We start from the raw sequence: 18,117 nt of genomic DNA, 5'->3' as shown, positions 1-18,117 counted from the left end.
CCCGGATCGCAACGATCACGGACACCCGTGCGACCGGGCGGCTCCACTCCGTGACCAGGCCGTGATGCGATCGGTACCACCTGGTTAGTGACCGGTGGCCTCGACCACCTACGTTGTGCAACATGACGGAGAACGGGGACGCGACTCCTCTCGTCAGAGTCGAGAACGTCAACAAGAACTTCGGTGCCCTTCACGTGCTCCGCGACATCAGCCTGACGGTCTCCCGGGGTGAGGTCGTCGTGGTGATCGGCCCGTCCGGGGGCGGGAAGTCCACGCTGTGCCGCGCCATCAACCGGCTGGAGACGATCGACTCCGGTACGATCATCTTCGATGGGAAGCCGCTTCCGGCCGAGGGTAAGGCGCTGGCCCGGCTGAGGTCCGACGTGGGGATGGTGTTCCAGTCCTTCAACCTGTTCGCCCACAAGACGATCCTCGAGAACGTCACGCTGGGCCCGGTCAAGGTCCGGGGCATCCCTCGCGAGCAGGCCGAGAAGCGCGGCATGGAGCTGCTCGAACGTGTCGGCATCGCCACCCAGGCGGGGAAGTATCCCGCGCAGCTCTCTGGGGGCCAGCAGCAGCGCACGGCCATCGCCCGCGCGCTGGCGATGGACCCCAAGATGATCCTCTTCGACGAGCCGACCTCGGCGCTGGACCCCGAGATGGTCCAGGAGGTGCTCGACGTCATGATCGGCCTCGCGCGGGACGGCATGACGATGGTCGTGGTGACCCACGAGATGGGCTTCGCCCGCAGGGCCGCCAACCGCGTCGTGTTCATGTCCGAGGGACAGATCGTCGAGGAGAACACCCCCGACGAGTTCTTCACCAACGCCCGGACCGAGAGGGCCAAGGACTTCCTGTCCAAGATCCTCACGCACTGATCCGCATGGCCGCGCACGGGCCTGTGCGCGCCACGCACCTCGCCGGCCGGGCAGGAAGCCCCTATCGCGAGCCGGAGCACCCATCACGTCGCGCTGAACCCACCGCTCGTCACGAAGAAAGCTGAGGTACACGCATATGCGTTCACGACAGATCGGGGCCATCCTCCTATCTGCCGCGGCACTGGCCGGCAGCCTCGCCGCCTGCGGCAGCAGCGGTCCCACGACGGCGCTCCAGAAGGCCAAGGACGACAAGAAGCTCACCATCGGCGTCAAGTACGACCAGCCCGGGATGGGCCTGAAGAAGCCCGACGGAACGGTCGAGGGCTTCGACGTCGACGTCGCGAAGTACATCGCCGGCGAACTGGGCGTCCCCGAGACCGGCATCACCTGGAAGGAGGCGCGCTCGGCCAACCGCGAGACCTTCCTTCAGCAGGGCCAGGTCGACCTGATCGTCGCGACCTACTCCATCACCGAGGCGCGCAAGCCCAAGGTGACCTTCGCCGGGCCGTTCTACGTCGCCCACCAGGACACGCTGGTGCGCGCGGACGACGCCTCGATCACCTCACTGGACAGCCTCAAGGGCAAGCGCATCTGCCAGGTGACCGGCTCCAACTCCTGGAAGAACATCGCCGAGGGCACCAACAAGGAGAGCAAGAAGGTCGACGTCACCCTCGTGCCGGCCGGTGCCTACGACGAGTGCATCACCAAGCTCAAGGGCAACGCGATCGACGCGGTGACCACCGACGACATGATCCTCGCCGGGTACGCCAAGCGTGAGGGCAGCGCGCTCAAGGTGACCGGCGCGCCGTTCACCGACGAGAAGTACGGCATCGGCCTGAAGAAGGGCGACAAGGAGACCTGCGAGGCGGTCAACAAGGCCGTCACCAAGATGTACGGCGACGGGACCATCCAGAAGCTGTTCGACAAGCACTTCAGTGGCACCGGTCTGAAGTTCACCGCCACGGGTGCGCCGCCCGCCGAGGGCTGTAGCTGATCCCCTTTCCCCCGCGCCGGTGAGGTCACCTCACCGGCGCTCCCCGTCTCCGGTGGAGCCCGATGGAATCATTCTTCGACTTCAGCCCTCTCGTACAAGAATTCGGCACGATCCTCGCGGGCTTCTGGTCGACGATCCGCCTGACCCTCATGAGCGGGTTGCTGGCGCTGATCCTCGGCACGATCCTCGTCGCGATGCGGGTGTCCCCGACGCCCGTCCTCCGTGCCGCCGGGACGCTGTACGTCAACATCCTGCGCAACACCCCCCTCACCCTGGTCCTGCTGCTGTGCGCGCTCGGCCTGAGCGACACCCTGCAGCTCGCGATATCGACCGACCCCGGCACCAACTACTACTGGTGGGCGACGGCCGGGCTGTCGGCGTACACGGCGGCGTTCGTCTGCGAGGCGCTGCGCTCGGGCATGAACACCGTGCCGGTGGGACAGGCCGAGGCCGCGCGGGCCATCGGGCTCACCTTCACCCAGACGCTCCGCCTGGTGGTGCTCCCGCAGGCGTTCCGCTCGGTGATCGCCCCGCTGGGCAGCATCCTGATCGCCCTCACCAAGAACACGACCATCGTCATCGTGGCCGGCTACATCGAGGCGTCCGCGGTCATGAAGCAGATGTTCGACGACTACGGCGGCACGCTTCCGATCTTTCTCGGGTTCGCGGCCGGGTACATGGTGCTGACCCTGCCCACCGGATTCTTCTTCGGCTGGCTGGCCAAGCGCATGGCGGTCGTCCGATGACCGCCGTCCCGGCCGGCGCCGGGGCCCCGCGCGTGCCCCTACGAGAGAGGGGGGACGCGTGAGCGCCACCAGCGTCCTGTACGACGTGCCGGGTCCCCGCGCCCGGCTGCGCAACAACGTCCTCACCCTGCTGTCGGCGATCGTGATCCTGGGGATCGCGTACCTGCTGATCAAGGGGCTGGGCGACAAGGGGCAGCTCGCCGCCAAGCTGTGGACCCCGTTCCTGCAGTGGGACGTCTGGTCGGGGCAGATCTTCACCGGCCTGCTCGGCACTCTCGAGGCCGCCGCCCTGGCAGCGGTCCTCGCGCTGATCTTCGGCGTGGTGTTCGGGCTGGGCAGGCTCTCCGACCAGGCCTGGATCCGGGTGCCCAGCGGGGCGATCGTGGAGTTCTTCCGCGCGATCCCGCTGCTGCTGCTGATCTTCTTCATCCAGGCCGGCGTCGCGACCATGAGCGGCTACACCATCGGCGTGCCCGCATTCGTCGCGGTGGTCGTCGGCCTGACGCTGTACAACGGGTCGGTGCTGGCGGAGATCTTCCGCGCGGGCGTCCTGTCGGTGCCGAGAGGGCAGTCCGAGGCGGGCTACTCCCTGGGGCTCCGCAAGAGCGGCGTCATGCGGCTCATCCTGCTCCCGCAGGCGACGACGGCGATGATGCCGGCGATCGTGAGCCAGATGGTGGTGCTGCTGAAGGACACGGCACTCGGCTGGGTCATCGCCTACGAGGAACTGCTGAACTACGGTCTCAAGCAGATCCCCGCCAACTTCGGCAACCTCATCCCGAGCGCGATCGTCATCTCCCTGGTGTACATCGCGATCAACCTGGTGCTCAGCTACGTCGCCAACCGCCTGGAGCGGCGGAGCAGGCGCAGCCGGCGCACCACCGCGACCGTGGTCACGGCGCCGGCCGCCGTGGGCGTCAGCGGTGGCGGCGGCGTGTAAAACTTCCGCCTGATCGGGGGCGGGGACGCGGGCGGGCGGCTCTAATGCTGCGATGAGCAGGACGCCGCCCGCCCCGTCCCCGCCCGCGTTCCCATCGCGGCCCCCACGCGTTCCACGGCTTTCACGGCCTTCACGCGTTCCACGGCTTTCGCGCTTCTCACGGCCGCTGCGCGGGGTGCTGGTCGCCGTGACGGTGCTGCTCGGGAGCGGCACCGCGCTCGGCGGGTGCGACGGCGGGCACGACACGCTGGTGATCGGGGTGCGTCCCGGCCGGCCCGGTCTCGCCGAACGCCTGCCGTCCGGCGGCTTCGCCGGGTTCGAGATCGAGGTCGCCCACTACGTCGCCAGGCGGCTCGGGTACCGCGACGACCAGATCAGCTACGTCGAGATGCGCACGCCCGCCGGCGCGGCGCCCCCGGTCGACCTGGCCATGGGCACCCTGCTCGGCCGCCGGGCCGGCACCGGCCCCTTCTCCGGGCCGTACCTCGTCTCCGAGCAGGACATCCTGACCGGCGTGCACGACATCTCCGTCCAGCGGCTCGGCGACCTCGCCCAGAAGCGGGTCTGCACCACCTCCCCCGGCCCGCTGGTCGCGCGGTTCGGAGTGGCGTGGCGGCGCGCGTTCCTGACCACCTCGACCATGGCCGGCTGCGTGCGCAGGCTCACCACCCGGCGGGTCAACGCCGTCACCGGGGACGCGGCCGTGCTCGCCGTCGTCTCCGCCGCCGCCCCCGGTGGCCTGCGTCTCGTCGGCGCCCCCTTCGCGCCGGACAAATACGGCATAGCCCTGCGGGAGGACAGCGGCGACCTGCACACCGAGATCGACGACGCCCTCAGGACGATGTTCGAGGACGGGACCTGGCGGCGCGCGATCATCGATCATCTCGGCTCGCTGGCCGCGAAATATCCGTCTCCGCCTGCCTTGGAGCGGTACGTGAGAACACGATCAGCGCCGTAGCGGCCACACGCGGTGGTGTTTTCCGGCAGGATGCCGCTATGCCCCCCGAGCGCACGTCCGGGCACCCCACCTCGCCGTTCGGTGCCTGGCCCTCGCCGATCTCCACCACGGACGTCGCCCGTTCCGGGCTCCGCCCCGGATACCCGACGGTCCGGGGCGAGGAGGTCTGGTGGGAAGAGGATCGCCCGGCCGAAGGCGGCCGCCGCACCATCGTCCACCGCGCCGCCGACGGCAGGCGCCGCGAGCTGCTGCCGGCGCCCTGGGACGCCCGCACCCGCGTCCACGAGTACGGCGGCCGGTCGTACGCCGTCGCGCCCGGAGCGGGGGTGGTGTTCGCCGACCACGCCGACCAGCGGCTCTACCTGGTACCCGACGGGCCGCCCGGCCTGGTGCCCGGCGAGCCTGAGGCGATCACGCCGGAGCCCGAGACCGCCGCCGGCCTGCGCTACGCCGACCTCGTGGTCCACGCCGACGAGGTGTGGTGCGTCCAGGAACGGCACACCGGCGGCGGCAAGGTCATCCGCTCGATCGTGTCGATCCCGGTGCGCGGCGGGCGCGAGCCCACGCAGCGGGTGGCCGGCAGCGACTTCTACGCCTCCCCCGCCCTCTCCCCCGACGGCGCCCACCTCGCCTACGTCTGCTGGGACCACCCCCGGCTGCCGTGGACCGGCACCGAGCTGCGGGTGACCCGGCTGGCCGACGGCCGCTCGTGGCGGGTCACCGGCGGCGCCTCGGAGTCGGTGCTCGCCCCCCGGTGGAAGGACGACCACACCCTCTACTTGATCTCCGACCGGTCCGGCTGGTGGAACCTCGACCAGGCCGACATCCACCACGGCGTGACCCGCCCACTCTGGCCGCTCGAGGAGGAGTTCGCCTGGGCGCCCCACGAGCTCGGTGGCGCGCCGTACGCCGTCCTCGGCGACGGCCGGCTCGCGGTCCTGCGCGGCCGGGGGGACATGCGGCTGTCGATCCTCGACCCGGCCACCGGCGTCCACACCGAACCCGACCTGCCCTACGACGGCTGGGACCCGGCCCTCAGCGCCGACGGGTCCACCCTGTGCGGCATCGCCTACGGGGCGAGGATCCCCCGGTCGGTGGTCCGGGTCGACGTCGCCACCGGGCGCGCCGAGGGCCTGCGACGGGACGCCGGCGAGCTGCCGGACATCGCCTACCTGCCCGTCCCCCGGCCGGTGGAGATCCACGGCCGGTTCGGGCGGCGCGTGCACGCCTTCGTCTACCCGCCCGCCAACCCGGCCGTGGACCCCGGCGAGCCGGCCCCGCCGTACGTCGTGTTCGTGCACGGCGGCCCCACCGCGCACGCCACCACCGCGCTCGACCTGCACAAGGCGTTCCTCACCAGCCGGGGCATCGGCGTCATCGACGTGAACTACGGGGGCTCGACCGGGTACGGCCGCGCCTACCGCGACGCGCTGAAAGGGCAGTGGGGGGTCCTCGACGTGGAGGACACGATCGCCGCCGCCGAGTGGCTGCTCTCCGACGGGCTGGCCGACCCCGCGCGCATCGCGATCCGGGGCGGCAGCGCCGGCGGCTGGACGACGATGGCGTCCTGCTGCGCCTCGGGGCTGTTCTGCGGCGGGGTCTCCATCTCCGGGATCAGCGCCCTCGGGCCGCTCGCCGCCGCGACGCACGACTTCGAGTCACGGTACGTGGAGTGGCTGGCGGGCCCGGAGGACCCGCTCCTGTACGCCTCGCGCGAACCGCTCGCCAAGGCCGGCCAGGTCGACTGCCCCATGCTGCTGATGCAGGGCCAGGACGACCCGGTGGTGCCCCCGGCGCAGTCGGAGGCGTTCGTGGCGGCGCTCACCGAACGCGGCGTCCCGTGCACCTACCTGGCCTTCGAGGGCGAGGGGCACGGATTCCGCAGGGCCGAGACCAGGATCGCCGCCCTCGCCGCCGAACTGGCCTTCTACCAGCAGCTCTTCCGCCGCTGAGCCTTCCCCGGCCGGCGCGGTCAGCGGGCGGACTCCGTGGCGCGGGTCAGCGGGCGAACTCCGTGGCGCGGGTCAGCGGGCGAACTCCGTGGCGCGGGACTCGCGCACGACGGTGATGCGGATCTGGCCGGGGTAGGTCAGCTCCTCCTCGACCTGCTTGGCGACGTCCCTGGCGATCACCTGCGCCTGGATGTCGTCGATCGCCTCCGGCCTGACCATCACCCGGATCTCGCGGCCGGCCTGCATGGCGAACACCTTCTCCACCCCGTCGTACGACTGCGCGATCTCCTCCAGCCGCTCCAGGCGCTTGACGTAGGCCTCCAGCGACTCCCGGCGCGCGCCAGGGCGGCTGCCGCTGATCGCGTCGGCGGCCTGGGTCAGCACCGCCTCGACCGTGCGGACCTCGACCTCGTTGTGGTGGGCCTCGATGGCGTGCACGACGTCCTCGTGCTCGCCGTACCGGCGGGCGATCTCGGCGCCGATCAGGGCGTGGCTGCCCTCGACCTCGTGGGTGAGCGCCTTGCCGATGTCGTGCAGCACCGTGCACCGCTTGAGCAGCGCGGGGTCGAGGCGCAGCTCGGAGGCCATGATGCCCGCGATGTGCGCCGACTCGATGAGGTGCTTGAGCACGTTCTGCCCGTAGGAGGTGCGGTAGCGGAGCTGGCCGAGCAGCGTGATCAGCTCGGGGTGCATGTCGGTGATGCCCAGTTCGACCAGGGCGTCCTCGCCGGCCCGCACGCAGAGGTCCTTGACCTCGTCCTTGCTGCGCTCGTACGCCTCCTCGATGCGCTGCGGGTGGATGCGCCCGTCGAGGACCAGTTTCTCCAGGGTGAGCCGCGCCGTCTCCCGTCGTACGGGGTCGAAGCAGGACAGAAGGACGGCCTCGGGGGTGTCGTCGATGATCAGGTTGACGCCCGTGGTCGACTCGAAGGCCCTGATGTTGCGGCCCTCGCGGCCGATGATCCGGCCCTTCATCTCGTCGCCGGGCAGGTGGAGCACGCTGACGACCGACTCGGCCGTCTGCTCGGTGGCCACCCGCTGGACGGCCAGGGTGACGATCTTGCAGGCGCGCTTCTCGCCTTCCTTGCGGGCCTCGCTCTCGATCTCCCTGATGATCAGCGTGGCCTCGCGCTTCGCCTGGTTCTCGATGGTCATCACGAGCTCGGACTTCGCCTGGTCGGCCGTCAGCCCGGCGACCCGCTCCAGGACCTCCCGGCGCTTCTCCTCGACCTGGTCGAGCTCGGTGCGGCGCTTCGTCAGCTCGGTCTCGGTCTCGGAGAGCTTCTGCCCTCGCTCGGACTGCCTGCGGGCCTCCTCGTCGAGGCGCTGCTCCCGCTCGGCCAGCCGGTTCTCCCGGCGCTCCAGGTCGGACCTGAGCTCCTTCAGCTCGTGCTTGAGGGAGCGAGTCTCCTCCTCGGCCTCCTTGCGCATCCGCTGTGCGCCCTCGGAGGCGGCCTCGGCCCTGCGCAGCACCTCACCGGCGTCCGACTTCGCCTTGACCCGGATCTCCACGCCTTCCAGGCGCGCCTGTTCGAGCTCGGCCTGGACGCCCGCGACCTCTTCCTGCGTCGGCCCCTGCCTGGCGGACCTGTCGCCGCCCGTGCGGCGTATGAGCACGACGAGCGCGACGATCGCGATAAGCGCCAGCAGGACAACCGCTACCGCCAGCATGATCACGACTGTCGAATTCATGCGCGCCCATCCCTCCTCGCGTCGCGAGCCTCAGCACGCGAGGGGTTACACGCACAGCACGGACCGGTCCGACCGGGCGATGGCGGTCAGACAAATATGTCCAGCGTTCCGATGCCGGAGCATCCGTACGCCGGGAGAGATCGGTCTTGATCGTCCGTCGTTAACCGTTATGGCAATCCGCACTGCGCGGAGTAACTCCTCACTGTGGTCGAGATTAAGCGTCAGAGAGGTAACGAGCAAGCAAAGTCCGCCCGTCAAGCCACTTTTGCCCGTTCACGCGAGCGGACTCCCGCTTGGTACAGGCGGCATATCACCTAAAAGATCCCGGTATCTGGCCTGCTGGGGCAAACATGATCACAGCGGAGGTATGAACCTACTTCTGATTGTCCATCCGATTTTTGATGGTCGTGGAAGATCTTTCTGGGGGTGGGCGAGATCCGGGAGACGGGCGGGTAGGGGCCCGCCATGGTGAAGATCGGTTACACGCTCATGAGCGAGCAGTCGCCGCCCGGGCGACTCGTCGAGGACGCCGTGAGCGCCGAGCGCGCCGGTTTCGACTACGAGACGATCTCCGACCACTACTTCCCGTGGCTGGAGGAGATGAGCCACTCGCCGTACGCCTGGTCGGTGCTCGGGGCCGTCGCCCAGGCCACCGAGCGGGTGCCGCTGATGACCTACGTCACCTGCCCGATCATGCGGTACCACCCGGCGGTGGTCGCGCAGAAGGCCGCGACCATGGGCGCGCTGTCGCAGGGGCGCTTCATGCTCGGGCTCGGCGCCGGCGAGAACCTCAACGAGCACGTGATCGGGCGGGGCTGGCCGCCGGTGAACATCCGCCACGAGATGTTCGGCGAGGCCGTGGAGATCATCCAGGCTCTGTTCGGGGGCGAGTACGTCAGCTACCGGGGCGACCACTTCACCGTCGACTCGGCCAAGCTCTACGACCTCCCGCCCGTACCCGTGCCGATCGGCATCGCCGCTTCCGGGGCCCAGTCGGTGGACCTGGCGGCGGAGTACGGCGACGCGCTGATCGCGACCGAACCCGACCGGCGGCTCGTGGAGCGTTTCCACGCCTCCGGCGGGGCGGGCAAGCCGGTCTACGGCCAGCTCGTCATCTCCTACGACATCGACGTCGAGGCCGCCACGGAACGGGCCCACCGCCTGTGGAAGTGGTCCCCCGCCGGGTGGAAGGTGCTGGCCGAGCTACCTGGGCCGGTGAACTTCGCCGACTACGCCCAGTTCGTCCGCCCCGAGGACGTGACCAAGCACGTCCCCTGCGGTTCCGACGTCGACGCCGTCGTCCAGGCGATCAAAGAATTCACCGACGCGGGCTTCACCCACATCGCCCTCGTCCAAATAGACCCCGCCCACCAAACCCCCTTCCTGACCTGGGCCCACTCCACCCTCCTCCCCACCCTCAAAACCCTCTGACCCACTCCCCCACGACCAACCCAACTCCCCGATGCCACCCGACTCCCCGACCCCCCGGCGCGGCAGCCGCCACCACCACCCACCCCCCACAAAGAAGCAACCCACGATGCTGGCCGACCCCCTGACCCCCCGCCCGTGTCCGCCCGGCTCGACCACCGCACGGACCTCGGACCGACCACCCCACTCAGCGGACGGGCGAGTAGAAGCCTCGGACCGCAGGGGGTAGTCGGATCCGTGAATCACTCGAATTCGTCGGGGAGGTCGCCGGTGGGGTGGCCTTCGTTTTCCAGGGCCTCGCGGACGACGCGGTAGGCGAGGCTGCCGGAATATCCCTTCCGGGCGAGCATGCCCGCCAGGCGGCGGACCCGGGCGGCCGGTTCGAGGCTTCGGGTGCCCATGAGCTTGCGGGCGACGAGCCTGCGGGCGGTCTCCATTTCCTGCTCGGAGTCGAGCTGGTCGACCGCGTCCCGCACGGTGTCCTCGTCCACGCCACGGGTGCGCAGCTCCGCGGCCAGCGCTTTCCTGGCCAGGCCACGGCCGGCGTGTCGCGAGCTGACCCAGGCCTCGGCGAAGGCCTCGTCGTCGATGAGTCCCACATCGGAGAACCGGGCGAGCACGGACTCCGCCGCGTCGTCAGGAATGTTCCTGCGACGAAGCGCCTCGGCGAGCTGTGCCCTCGTACGCGGTGCCAGGGTCAGCAACCGCAGGCACACCGACCGGGCGACCGCCTCCGGATCGGCCGGCGGCCCTTGAGCGGCCGGCGACCCGTCGACCGGCCCATCCACCCCGAACGCCGCTCCCCCAGAACGCCTACCGCCATAGCCCCCCCGAGAACGCCCACCGCCGTACCCCTCACGCCCCCTCGCAGCCCGCCCACCGCCCGTTCCACCCCACCCTGTCGAGTCGCTCTCGCCGCCCGGCTGCGACCAGCCCGCGGAGGGGACGTCGCCAGCCGGGGTCGGGTCGCTCTCGCCGCCCGGTTGCGGCCATTCCGCGGAGGGGACGTCGTTGGCCGGGCCGCCTGGACTCTCGGTGCGGCCACCGTTGTTCGGGTCTCGGGGGTTGCGTCTGGGGCGGGGGCGTGGTTTTGGAGGCTCGTTGGGGTCGCCGGGGGCGGGGTCCTGTTCTCGGGCTGGGAAGGTTGGGGCTTCCTGTTCCCAGGAGTCCGTCGGCGCCCCGTCCGGGGATCGCGTGTTCTTACGGCGCGAAGGTCTGGACGTCCGGCTACGGCCGACGGGATCGGGGCCGGTCTGGTCGGGTGCGGGGGGTTCTTCGATCCAGGCTCCCCAGTCCCCTGGCCGCAGCCGGCCAGGGGTTTCTTCGCGTTCAGGCATCAGAGATCAGCCCAGATCAGACGTCACCCGGCTTGGGCGCCTTGCTGCCGCGACCGGCCGGAGCGGGCGAGGGCGCCGCCGCGGCGCCGGCAGGAGCAGGAGCGGCCGCCGTGGCCTCGGCGGGGTTGTCAAGGCGAGGCCCGACGCCGAGCTTCTCCTTGATCTTCTTCTCGATCTCGTTGGCGATGTCGGGGTTGTTCTTCAGGAAGTTGCGGGCGTTCTCCTTGCCCTGCCCGAGCTGGTCGCCCTCGTAGGTGTACCAGGCACCGGCCTTGCGGACGAAGCCTTGCTCGACGCCCATGTCGATCAGGCCACCCTCACGGGAGATGCCGAACCCGTACAGGATGTCGAAGTCGGCCACCCGGAAGGGCGGGGCCATCTTGTTCTTCACGACCTTGACCCGGGTGCGGTTGCCGACCGCCTCGGTGCCGTCCTTGAGCGTCTCGATGCGCCGCACGTCCAGGCGCACCGACGCGTAGAACTTCAGCGCCTTGCCGCCGGTCGTGGTCTCGGGGGACCCGAACATGACGCCGATCTTCTCGCGGAGCTGGTTGATGAAGATGGCGGTCGTGCTGGTGTTGCTGAGCGCGCCGGCCACCTTGCGGAGCGCCTGCGACATCAGGCGGGCCTGGAGGCCCACGTGGCTGTCGCCCATCTCGCCCTCGATCTCGGCCTTGGGCACGAGGGCCGCGACCGAGTCGATGACCACGATGTCGATCGCGCCGGAGCGGATGAGCATGTCGGCGATCTCCAGCGCCTGCTCACCGGTGTCGGGCTGGGAGACCAGCAGGGCGTCGGTGTCCACGCCGAGCTTCTGGGCGTACTCGGGGTCGAGCGCGTGCTCGGCGTCGATGAACGCGGCGATGCCGCCACCCCGCTGGGCGTTGGCGACCGCGTGGAGCGCCACGGTCGTCTTGCCGCTGGACTCGGGGCCGTAGATCTCGACGATGCGGCCTCGGGGGTACCCGCCGATGCCGAGGGCGATGTCGAGCGAGATGGACCCCGTGGGGATGATCTCGATAGGAGCCCGGGCCTCATCGCCCAGGCGCATGACAGAGCCCTTGCCGAACTGCCGCTCGATTTGAGCGAGAGCAGTCTCAAGAGCCTTCTCGCGGTCGTTGGCTGCCATGGAGTGCTCCCCTGGAGGGTGTGTCGAAGTCTTTTTCCGTCGCTCGCAAGCTACGGGCTGCCACCGACAATTTCCCGGAACGGGCCCAGGGGGCGTCGGCGACTTCAATATAGCCGAACGACTGTTCGATCTCAGCTCAACTTCGCCGAACGAACCGAACGACTTCGAATTCCCCGTGCGCGGGCCGCGTGCGCGCGCGTGCGACCCCCTGATCTCGGCGTTCGATCAAATCGCCCCCCTCGGGCGATGAGGGGAGCGAGAGGAGATCGGCCCGGCGAAGAGGAGTCCTGGCGCCTGTCCCGAGGGCGGCGGGGGCCTCAGCGCAGGCGGGCGTCCACGTCGGTCACTCCGCACACGGCGCGCCAGACGTCCTTGACCGACACCCCGTCGGCGAGCGCCTGCGTCACGGTGCGACCGCCCAGTTCGGCGAGCACGAAGTCGTGCGCCCAGGAATCGGCGTACCTCTCACCGAAGTGGCGGTTCATCCGGTTCCAGAACTCGGTCAGGCGCATTCCCCAAGTATGGTCCCGGAGGTCACCTGGCCGGACCCGAGCCCGCGTGCGGGTCCTCGGGTCCCTCAGGTCACAGGACGCGTGAGCCGTACATCTCGCCGAGCGGGTCGGCCAGCAGCTCCAGCCGGGCCCCGTCGGGGTCGAAGAAGTAGATCGAGGCGTCGCTCTCGACCTGGTAGGACACGCCCGCGTCGTCCAGCTTGCCCCGCAGCTTCTCCCACTTGCCCCGCTCTACCGAGATCGCGATGTGGTGCAGGCCTCCCAGTACCTCCTGGTACGGCCCGAGGTCGAGTCCGGGGAGGTCGAAGAACGCCAGCAGGTTGCCGTTGCCGATGTCGAAGAAGAAGTGGTTGGAACCCTTGTAGTCGCGATTCTCGAAGATCTCCGTCAGAGGGAACTCGAGAAGGCCCTGGTAGAAGCCGATCGTCCGCTCGACGTCCGAGCAGATCAATGCGAAGTGGTGCAGGCCACGCGCGCTGCTTTCCGGCCGTCGCGCCTGGAGGTACTGCCCGCGGATCCGCTCACGAGTCGCCTCGATGGCCGCGTAATCGATGTCCATAGTCCAGATGACGTGCCGAGCACTACCGATGTCAAGTCTTGGGGCCTTCGTCATCGCATGACCTGTATGACGGCCTGATCCTTTCCGAGCACGTCAGAGGGCGGGCGGTGGCGGATTCTGTCGGTGGCGGGCTGCATGATGAATCCGTGACCGATTCGGTGTTCGACCATTTCACCCCGGTGACCGCGCAGTGGTTCACCGATGCCTTCGCCGCGCCCACCGCCGCGCAGGAGGGGGCCTGGCGATCGATCGCGCGCGGGGACAACACCCTGGTGGTCGCGCCGACCGGGTCCGGCAAGACGCTCGCCGCCTTCCTGTGGTCGCTCGACCGCCTCGCCTCTGAGCGGATGAGCGCGGCGCCGGGAGAGGCGGCCGGCGCCAAGGAGGCCCGGGCCCGCCGGTGCCGTGTCGTCTACGTCTCGCCGCTGAAGGCCCTGGCGGTCGACGTCGAGCGCAACCTGCGGGCCCCGCTCGCGGGTCTCAAGCAGACCGCCCGGCGGATGGGCCTGGCCGTCCCCGAGATCTCGGTGGCCATCCGGTCGGGCGACACCGCGGCCGAGGACCGCCGCCGGTTCGCCGCCAACCCGGCGGACATCCTGATCACCACCCCCGAGTCGCTCTACCTGCTGCTAACGAGCAGGGCGCGCGAGGCGCTGCGCGGGGTGGAGACGGTGATCGTCGACGAGGTGCACGCCGTCGCGGCCACCAAGCGGGGCGTCCACCTGGCGCTGACCCTGGAGCGGCTCGACGCCCTGCTCGAACGGCCGGCGCAGCGCATCGGCCTGTCCGCCACGGTCCGCCCGGTGAGCGAGATCGCGACGTTCCTCGGCGGCGCCCGCCCGACGACGGTCGTCCAGCCGCCCTCGGAGAAGGTCATCGAGGTCCGCGTGATCGTCCCCATCGAGGACATGACCGAACTGGACACGGTCCCCCAGCAGCAGTCCTACGGCGACGGGGAGCCCGGCCTGCCGGTGGAGCCGCCGGCGCGGCGGTCCATCTGGCCTCATGTCGAGGAGCATCTGCTCGACCTGATCGAGTCCCATCATTCGACGATCGTGTTCGCCAACTCCCGGCGCCTCGCCGAGCGCCTGTGCGGGCGGCTCAACGAGCTCGCGTTCGACCGGGCGACGGCCCGGTCCGGCGGCCCCGACGCCCCGCCCGGCGGCCCTGGTGTCCCGTCCGGTGGCGGGGGTCCGTCCGGGAGGCCGCCCGCGGAGATGATGGCGCAGGCGGGTTCCAGCAGGGGAACGGTGCCCGAGGTCGTGCGCGCGCACCACGGGTCGGTATCCAAGGAGGAGCGGGCGCAGATCGAGGAGGCGCTCAAGTCCGGGCGCCTGCCCGCGGTCGTCGCGACCTCCAGCCTGGAACTGGGCATCGACATGGGCTCGGTCGACCTCGTGGCCTGCGTGGAGGCCCCGCCCAGCGTCGCCAGCGGGCTCCAGCGCATCGGGCGCGCCGGTCACCAGGTCGGCGCGGTCTCCAAGGGCGTGATCTTCCCCAAGTACCGGGGCGACCTCATCCAGACGGCGGTCGTGTCCGAGCGCATGAAGTCGGGCGAGATCGAGGAGATGCGCTACCCGCGCAACCCGCTCGACGTGCTGGCCCAGCAGATCGTGGCGATGTGCGCGCTCGACGAGTGGACCGTCGAGGAGCTGGAGACGCTGGTCAGGCGGGCCGCTCCCTACGCGACGCTGCCGCGCTCCGCGCTGGAGGCCACACTCGACATGCTCGCCGGGCGCTACCCCAGCGAGGAGTTCGCCGAGCTGCGCCCGCGCGTCGTGTGGGACCGCGTGACCGGCCGCGTCACGGGCCGCCCCGGCGCCCAGCGGCTCGCGGTGACCAACGCCGGCACCATTCCCGACCGCGGCATGTTCGGCGTCTTCCTCGTGGGCGGCGACACCCGGCGGGGCAGCAGGCGGGTCGGCGAGCTCGACGAGGAGATGGTCTACGAGTCGCGGGTGGGAGACGTCTTCGTGCTGGGCGCGACCTCCTGGCGCATCGAGGACATCACCGCCGACCGGGTGCTGGTCTCCCCCGCCCCCGGCCAGCCGGGCAAGCTCCCGTTCTGGCACGGCGACGCGCTGGGCCGGCCCGCGGAGCTCGGCCGGGCGCTCGGCGCGTTCCTGCGGGAGATGTCCGAGGGAAGGACCGAGCGGCTGGAGGCGGCCGGGCTCGACCCGTTCGCCATCGCCAACCTGCTCGCCTACCTCGACGAACAGCGGACGGCCACCGGGTACGTGCCGGATGACCGCACCCTGCTCATCGAGCGCTTCCACGACGAGCTCGGCGACTGGCGGGTCGTCGTCCACACGCCGTACGGCGCCCGCGTCCACGCGCCGTGGGCGCTCGCCATCGGCCGGCGGCTGCGCGAGCGGTACGACATCGACGTGCAGACCATGCACTCCGACGACGGCATCGTGCTGCGCATCCCCGACACGCTCGACGGGCCGCCCACCGACCTCGCGGTCTTCGACGCCGACGAGATCGAGCAGATCGTCACCGAGGAGCTGGGCGGGTCGGCGCTGTTCGCGTCGCGGTTCCGCGAGTGCGCGGGCCGGGCGCTCCTGCTGCCCCGGCGCACCCCGGGCAGGCGGTCGCCCCTGTGGCAGCAGCGGCAGCGCGCCGCCGGCCTGCTCAAGGTCGCCAGCAAGTACGGCTCGTTCCCCGTGGTCCTGGAGACCATGCGCGAGTGCCTGCAGGACGTGTTCGACGTGCCGGGCCTGGTGCGGCTCATGCGCGACATCGCCGCCCGGCGGGTGCGCGTGGTGGAGGTGGAGACCAGCCAGGCCTCACCCTTCGCGGCGTCCCTGTTGTTCTCCTATGTCGGCGCCTTCATGTACGAAGGGGACGCGCCGCTGGCGGAGCGGCGGGCCCAGGCGCTCGCCCTGGACACCCACCTGCTGGCCGAGCTGCTGGGCGAGGCCGACCTGCGCGAACTGCTCGACCCCGACGTGGTGGCCGACACCGAACGGGAGCTGGCCCGGCTCGACCGCCCGCTGCGCGACGCCGAGGACCTCGCCGACCTGCTGCGGACCCACGGCCCCTTGCAGGCGGAGGACGTCACGGTGCGGGAGGGCGACCCCGCGTGGCTGGACGACCTGGCGACGGCCAGGCGGGCCATCCGCGTGCGGGTCGCGGGGGTCGACCAGTGGGCGGCGATCGAGGACGCGGCCCGGCTGCGCGACGCGCTCGGCGTCCCGCTCCCGATGGGGCTGCCGCACGCCTTCCTGGAACCGGTCGCCGATCCGCTCGGCGACCTGCTCGCCAGGCACGCCCGTACGCGTGGACCCTTCCCGGCGACCGCCGCGTCGGTCCGGTTCGGCCTCGGCGTCGCGGTGGTCGTGGACGCGCTGCGGCGGCTGGCGTCCTCGGGGAGGGTGGTGGCCGGGGAGTTCCGGCCGGGCGGGCGAGGTGACGAGTGGTGCGACGCCGGGGTGCTGCGGCTCCTGCGGCGGCGGTCGCTGGCGCGGCTGCGCAAGGAGGTCGAGCCGGTCCCGCCCGAGGTGCTGGGGGCGTTCGCCGCCGCGTGGCACGGCATCACCCAGGGCCGATCGGCCCGGGGCATGGACGCTCTGGTGCACGCCATCGAGCAGTTGCAGGGAGCCGCGGTTCCGGCGTCCGCGCTGGAGACGCTGGTGCTGCCCAGCCGGGTCCCGGGGTACGACCCCGCCCTGCTCGACGAGCTGACCGCGTCCGGCGAGGTGATGTGGGCCGGGCAGGGTTCGCTGCCCGGCGGTGACGGCTGGGTGGCCCTGTTCTTCGCCGACACGGCTCCGCTGCTGCTGCCCCCGCCCGACGAGATCACGATGACCCCTCTGCACGAGAAGGTGCTGGAGGCGCTGAGCGGTGGCGGGGCGCTGTTCTTCCGCGATCTCGGCGGCCGCGTCGGGTCGATGGACGACACCGCGCTCGCGGGGGCGCTGTGGGATCTGGTGTGGGCCGGGCGGCTCTCCGGTGACACGCTGGCGCCGTTGCGGGCCACGCTAGGTTCCGGGCGGCCGGCGCACCGGGGGACGTCCGGCCGCAGGCGGCGGGCCGTGCTCCCGACCCGGGCCGGGCCGCCGACCGTCAGCGGCCGGTGGTGGGCGCTGCCCGAGACCTCGGGCGACGCGACGCAACGCGCGCACGCCCAGGCGGAGGTGCTTCTCGAACGGCATGGCGTGGTGACCAAGGGCGCCGTGATGGCGGAACGGCTCACCGGGGGGTTCGCGACCGTCTATCCGGTCCTGCGGGCGTTCGAGGAGACGGGACGGTGCCGGCGCGGGTACTTCGTCGAAGGGCTGGGCGGCGCGCAGTTCGCGCTTCCCGGTGCGGTGGACCGGATGCGTTCCATGGCGTCGGCCATGTTCTCCGACGTCGGGGGCGCCCGTCCGCCGGGTACCGAGAGCAGTGAGCGGCGTGCGGTGGTTTTGGCGGCGACCGACCCCGCCAACCCGTACGGCGCGGCGTTGCCGTGGCCGGCCCATCCTGGGGAGGTGTCTCACAAACCCGGACGTAAGGCGGGGGCGCTGGCGGTGCTGGTGGACGGGCGGCTGGTGCTGTACGTCGAGCGTGGCGGAAAGACGTTGCTGTCCTTCTCCGACGACGACCGGCTGCGACCCGCGGTGGACGCGCTGGCGCTGGCCGTCCGCGACGGCGCCCTCGGCAAACTGACCGTGGAGAAGGCCGACGGCACGGCGATCGTCGACTCCCCGCTCGCCGCCGCCCTGGAGTCCGCCGGCTTCCACCCCACCCCCCGCGGCCTCCGCCTCCGCTCCTGACCCCGCCACCCGATGACGAATGCCGGCGGACGGTAGCCGGCCCACCCCGACTTCCCTTCCCCGTTCCCTGGCGACGGGCGAGTCGTAGCGATCACGGGTCCACGGCTACGGAGCACACCTCCGACCAGGTGACGGGTTCACGGTGGGGAGGGTTGGCGGTGGCCAGGGGTCGATGGTGGTGGAAGCGCCACCGACCACTGGGTGGGTGAGCGGTGGCAGGTTCCCGGTGGGG

13 protein-coding genes are annotated in these 18,117 nt (G+C 70.9%); 8 read left to right on the top strand and 5 right to left on the bottom strand.

Annotated features, from left to right (window positions below; genetic code table 11):
• The first annotated feature begins 122 nt into the window (after positions 1–122).
• The 6 genes from NYZ98_RS30705 (at position 123) to NYZ98_RS30680 (ending at position 6,468) form a co-directional block, all read left to right on the top strand.
• On the top strand, positions 123–878 hold the full coding sequence (locus tag NYZ98_RS30705; RefSeq protein ID WP_262847074.1) for an amino acid ABC transporter ATP-binding protein: 756 nt from the start codon (positions 123–125) through the stop codon (positions 876–878).
• 136 nt (positions 879–1,014) lie between these two features.
• Positions 1,015–1,872 carry a glutamate ABC transporter substrate-binding protein gene (locus tag NYZ98_RS30700; RefSeq protein WP_262847073.1) on the top strand — a complete coding sequence of 286 codons (858 nt, stop codon included), beginning with the start codon at positions 1,015–1,017 and terminating at the stop codon, positions 1,870–1,872.
• A gap of 62 nt (positions 1,873–1,934) precedes the next feature.
• On the top strand, positions 1,935–2,618 hold the full coding sequence (locus NYZ98_RS30695; protein WP_262847072.1) for an amino acid ABC transporter permease: 684 nt from the start codon (positions 1,935–1,937) through the stop codon (positions 2,616–2,618).
• A gap of 58 nt (positions 2,619–2,676) precedes the next feature.
• Positions 2,677–3,558, top strand: coding sequence for an amino acid ABC transporter permease (locus NYZ98_RS30690; RefSeq protein ID WP_262847071.1), 882 nt, complete (start codon positions 2,677–2,679; stop codon positions 3,556–3,558).
• Positions 3,559–3,733: 175 nt separating this feature from the next.
• Positions 3,734–4,516, top strand: a complete 783-nt coding sequence (locus NYZ98_RS30685) for a transporter substrate-binding domain-containing protein (RefSeq protein ID WP_262847070.1) — start codon at positions 3,734–3,736, stop codon at positions 4,514–4,516.
• A 38-nt stretch (positions 4,517–4,554) separates the two neighbouring features.
• Complete coding sequence (locus NYZ98_RS30680; protein WP_262847069.1) at positions 4,555–6,468, top strand: S9 family peptidase; 1,914 nt, start codon at positions 4,555–4,557, stop codon at positions 6,466–6,468.
• Positions 6,469–6,540: 72 nt separating this feature from the next.
• Here the strand turns inward: NYZ98_RS30680 and rny are convergent, their stop codons facing one another.
• Entirely contained in the window at positions 6,541–8,160 is a 1,620-nt protein-coding gene (gene rny, locus NYZ98_RS30675; protein WP_262847068.1) for a ribonuclease Y, read from the bottom strand.
• Between the two features lie 465 nt (positions 8,161–8,625).
• Here rny and NYZ98_RS30670 point away from each other — a divergent pair, with 465 nt between their 5' ends.
• Entirely contained in the window at positions 8,626–9,591 is a 966-nt protein-coding gene (locus tag NYZ98_RS30670; RefSeq protein ID WP_262847067.1) for a TIGR03557 family F420-dependent LLM class oxidoreductase, read from the top strand.
• A gap of 239 nt (positions 9,592–9,830) precedes the next feature.
• Here the strand turns inward: NYZ98_RS30670 and recX are convergent, their stop codons facing one another.
• From recX to NYZ98_RS30650, 4 genes are all read right to left on the bottom strand, one after another.
• Positions 9,831–10,925 (bottom strand): recombination regulator RecX, encoded by a 1,095-nt coding sequence (gene recX, locus NYZ98_RS30665; protein WP_262847066.1) that lies wholly within the window; start codon positions 10,923–10,925, stop codon positions 9,831–9,833.
• 16 nt (positions 10,926–10,941) lie between these two features.
• Positions 10,942–12,054 carry a recombinase RecA gene (gene recA, locus NYZ98_RS30660; RefSeq protein ID WP_262847065.1) on the bottom strand — a complete coding sequence of 371 codons (1,113 nt, stop codon included), beginning with the start codon at positions 12,052–12,054 and terminating at the stop codon, positions 10,942–10,944.
• 317 nt (positions 12,055–12,371) lie between these two features.
• Positions 12,372–12,566 carry a DUF3046 domain-containing protein gene (locus tag NYZ98_RS30655; protein ID WP_262847064.1) on the bottom strand — a complete coding sequence of 65 codons (195 nt, stop codon included), beginning with the start codon at positions 12,564–12,566 and terminating at the stop codon, positions 12,372–12,374.
• Between the two features lie 70 nt (positions 12,567–12,636).
• On the bottom strand, positions 12,637–13,125 hold the full coding sequence (locus NYZ98_RS30650) for a VOC family protein (protein WP_262847063.1): 489 nt from the start codon (positions 13,123–13,125) through the stop codon (positions 12,637–12,639).
• 146 nt (positions 13,126–13,271) lie between these two features.
• On the opposite strand from NYZ98_RS30650, the gene NYZ98_RS30645 reads away from it, so the two are divergent.
• Positions 13,272–17,885, top strand: coding sequence for an ATP-dependent helicase (locus tag NYZ98_RS30645; protein ID WP_262847062.1), 4,614 nt, complete (start codon positions 13,272–13,274; stop codon positions 17,883–17,885).
• Positions 17,886–18,117 lie beyond the last annotated feature (232 nt).

Source organism: Sphaerisporangium corydalis, assembly GCF_025506355.1.
Lineage (GTDB): Bacteria > Actinomycetota > Actinomycetes > Streptosporangiales > Streptosporangiaceae > Sphaerisporangium > Sphaerisporangium corydalis.
Note: the sequence above shows the minus strand (reverse complement) of the source record. Positions and strands in the feature narration are given on the sequence as shown.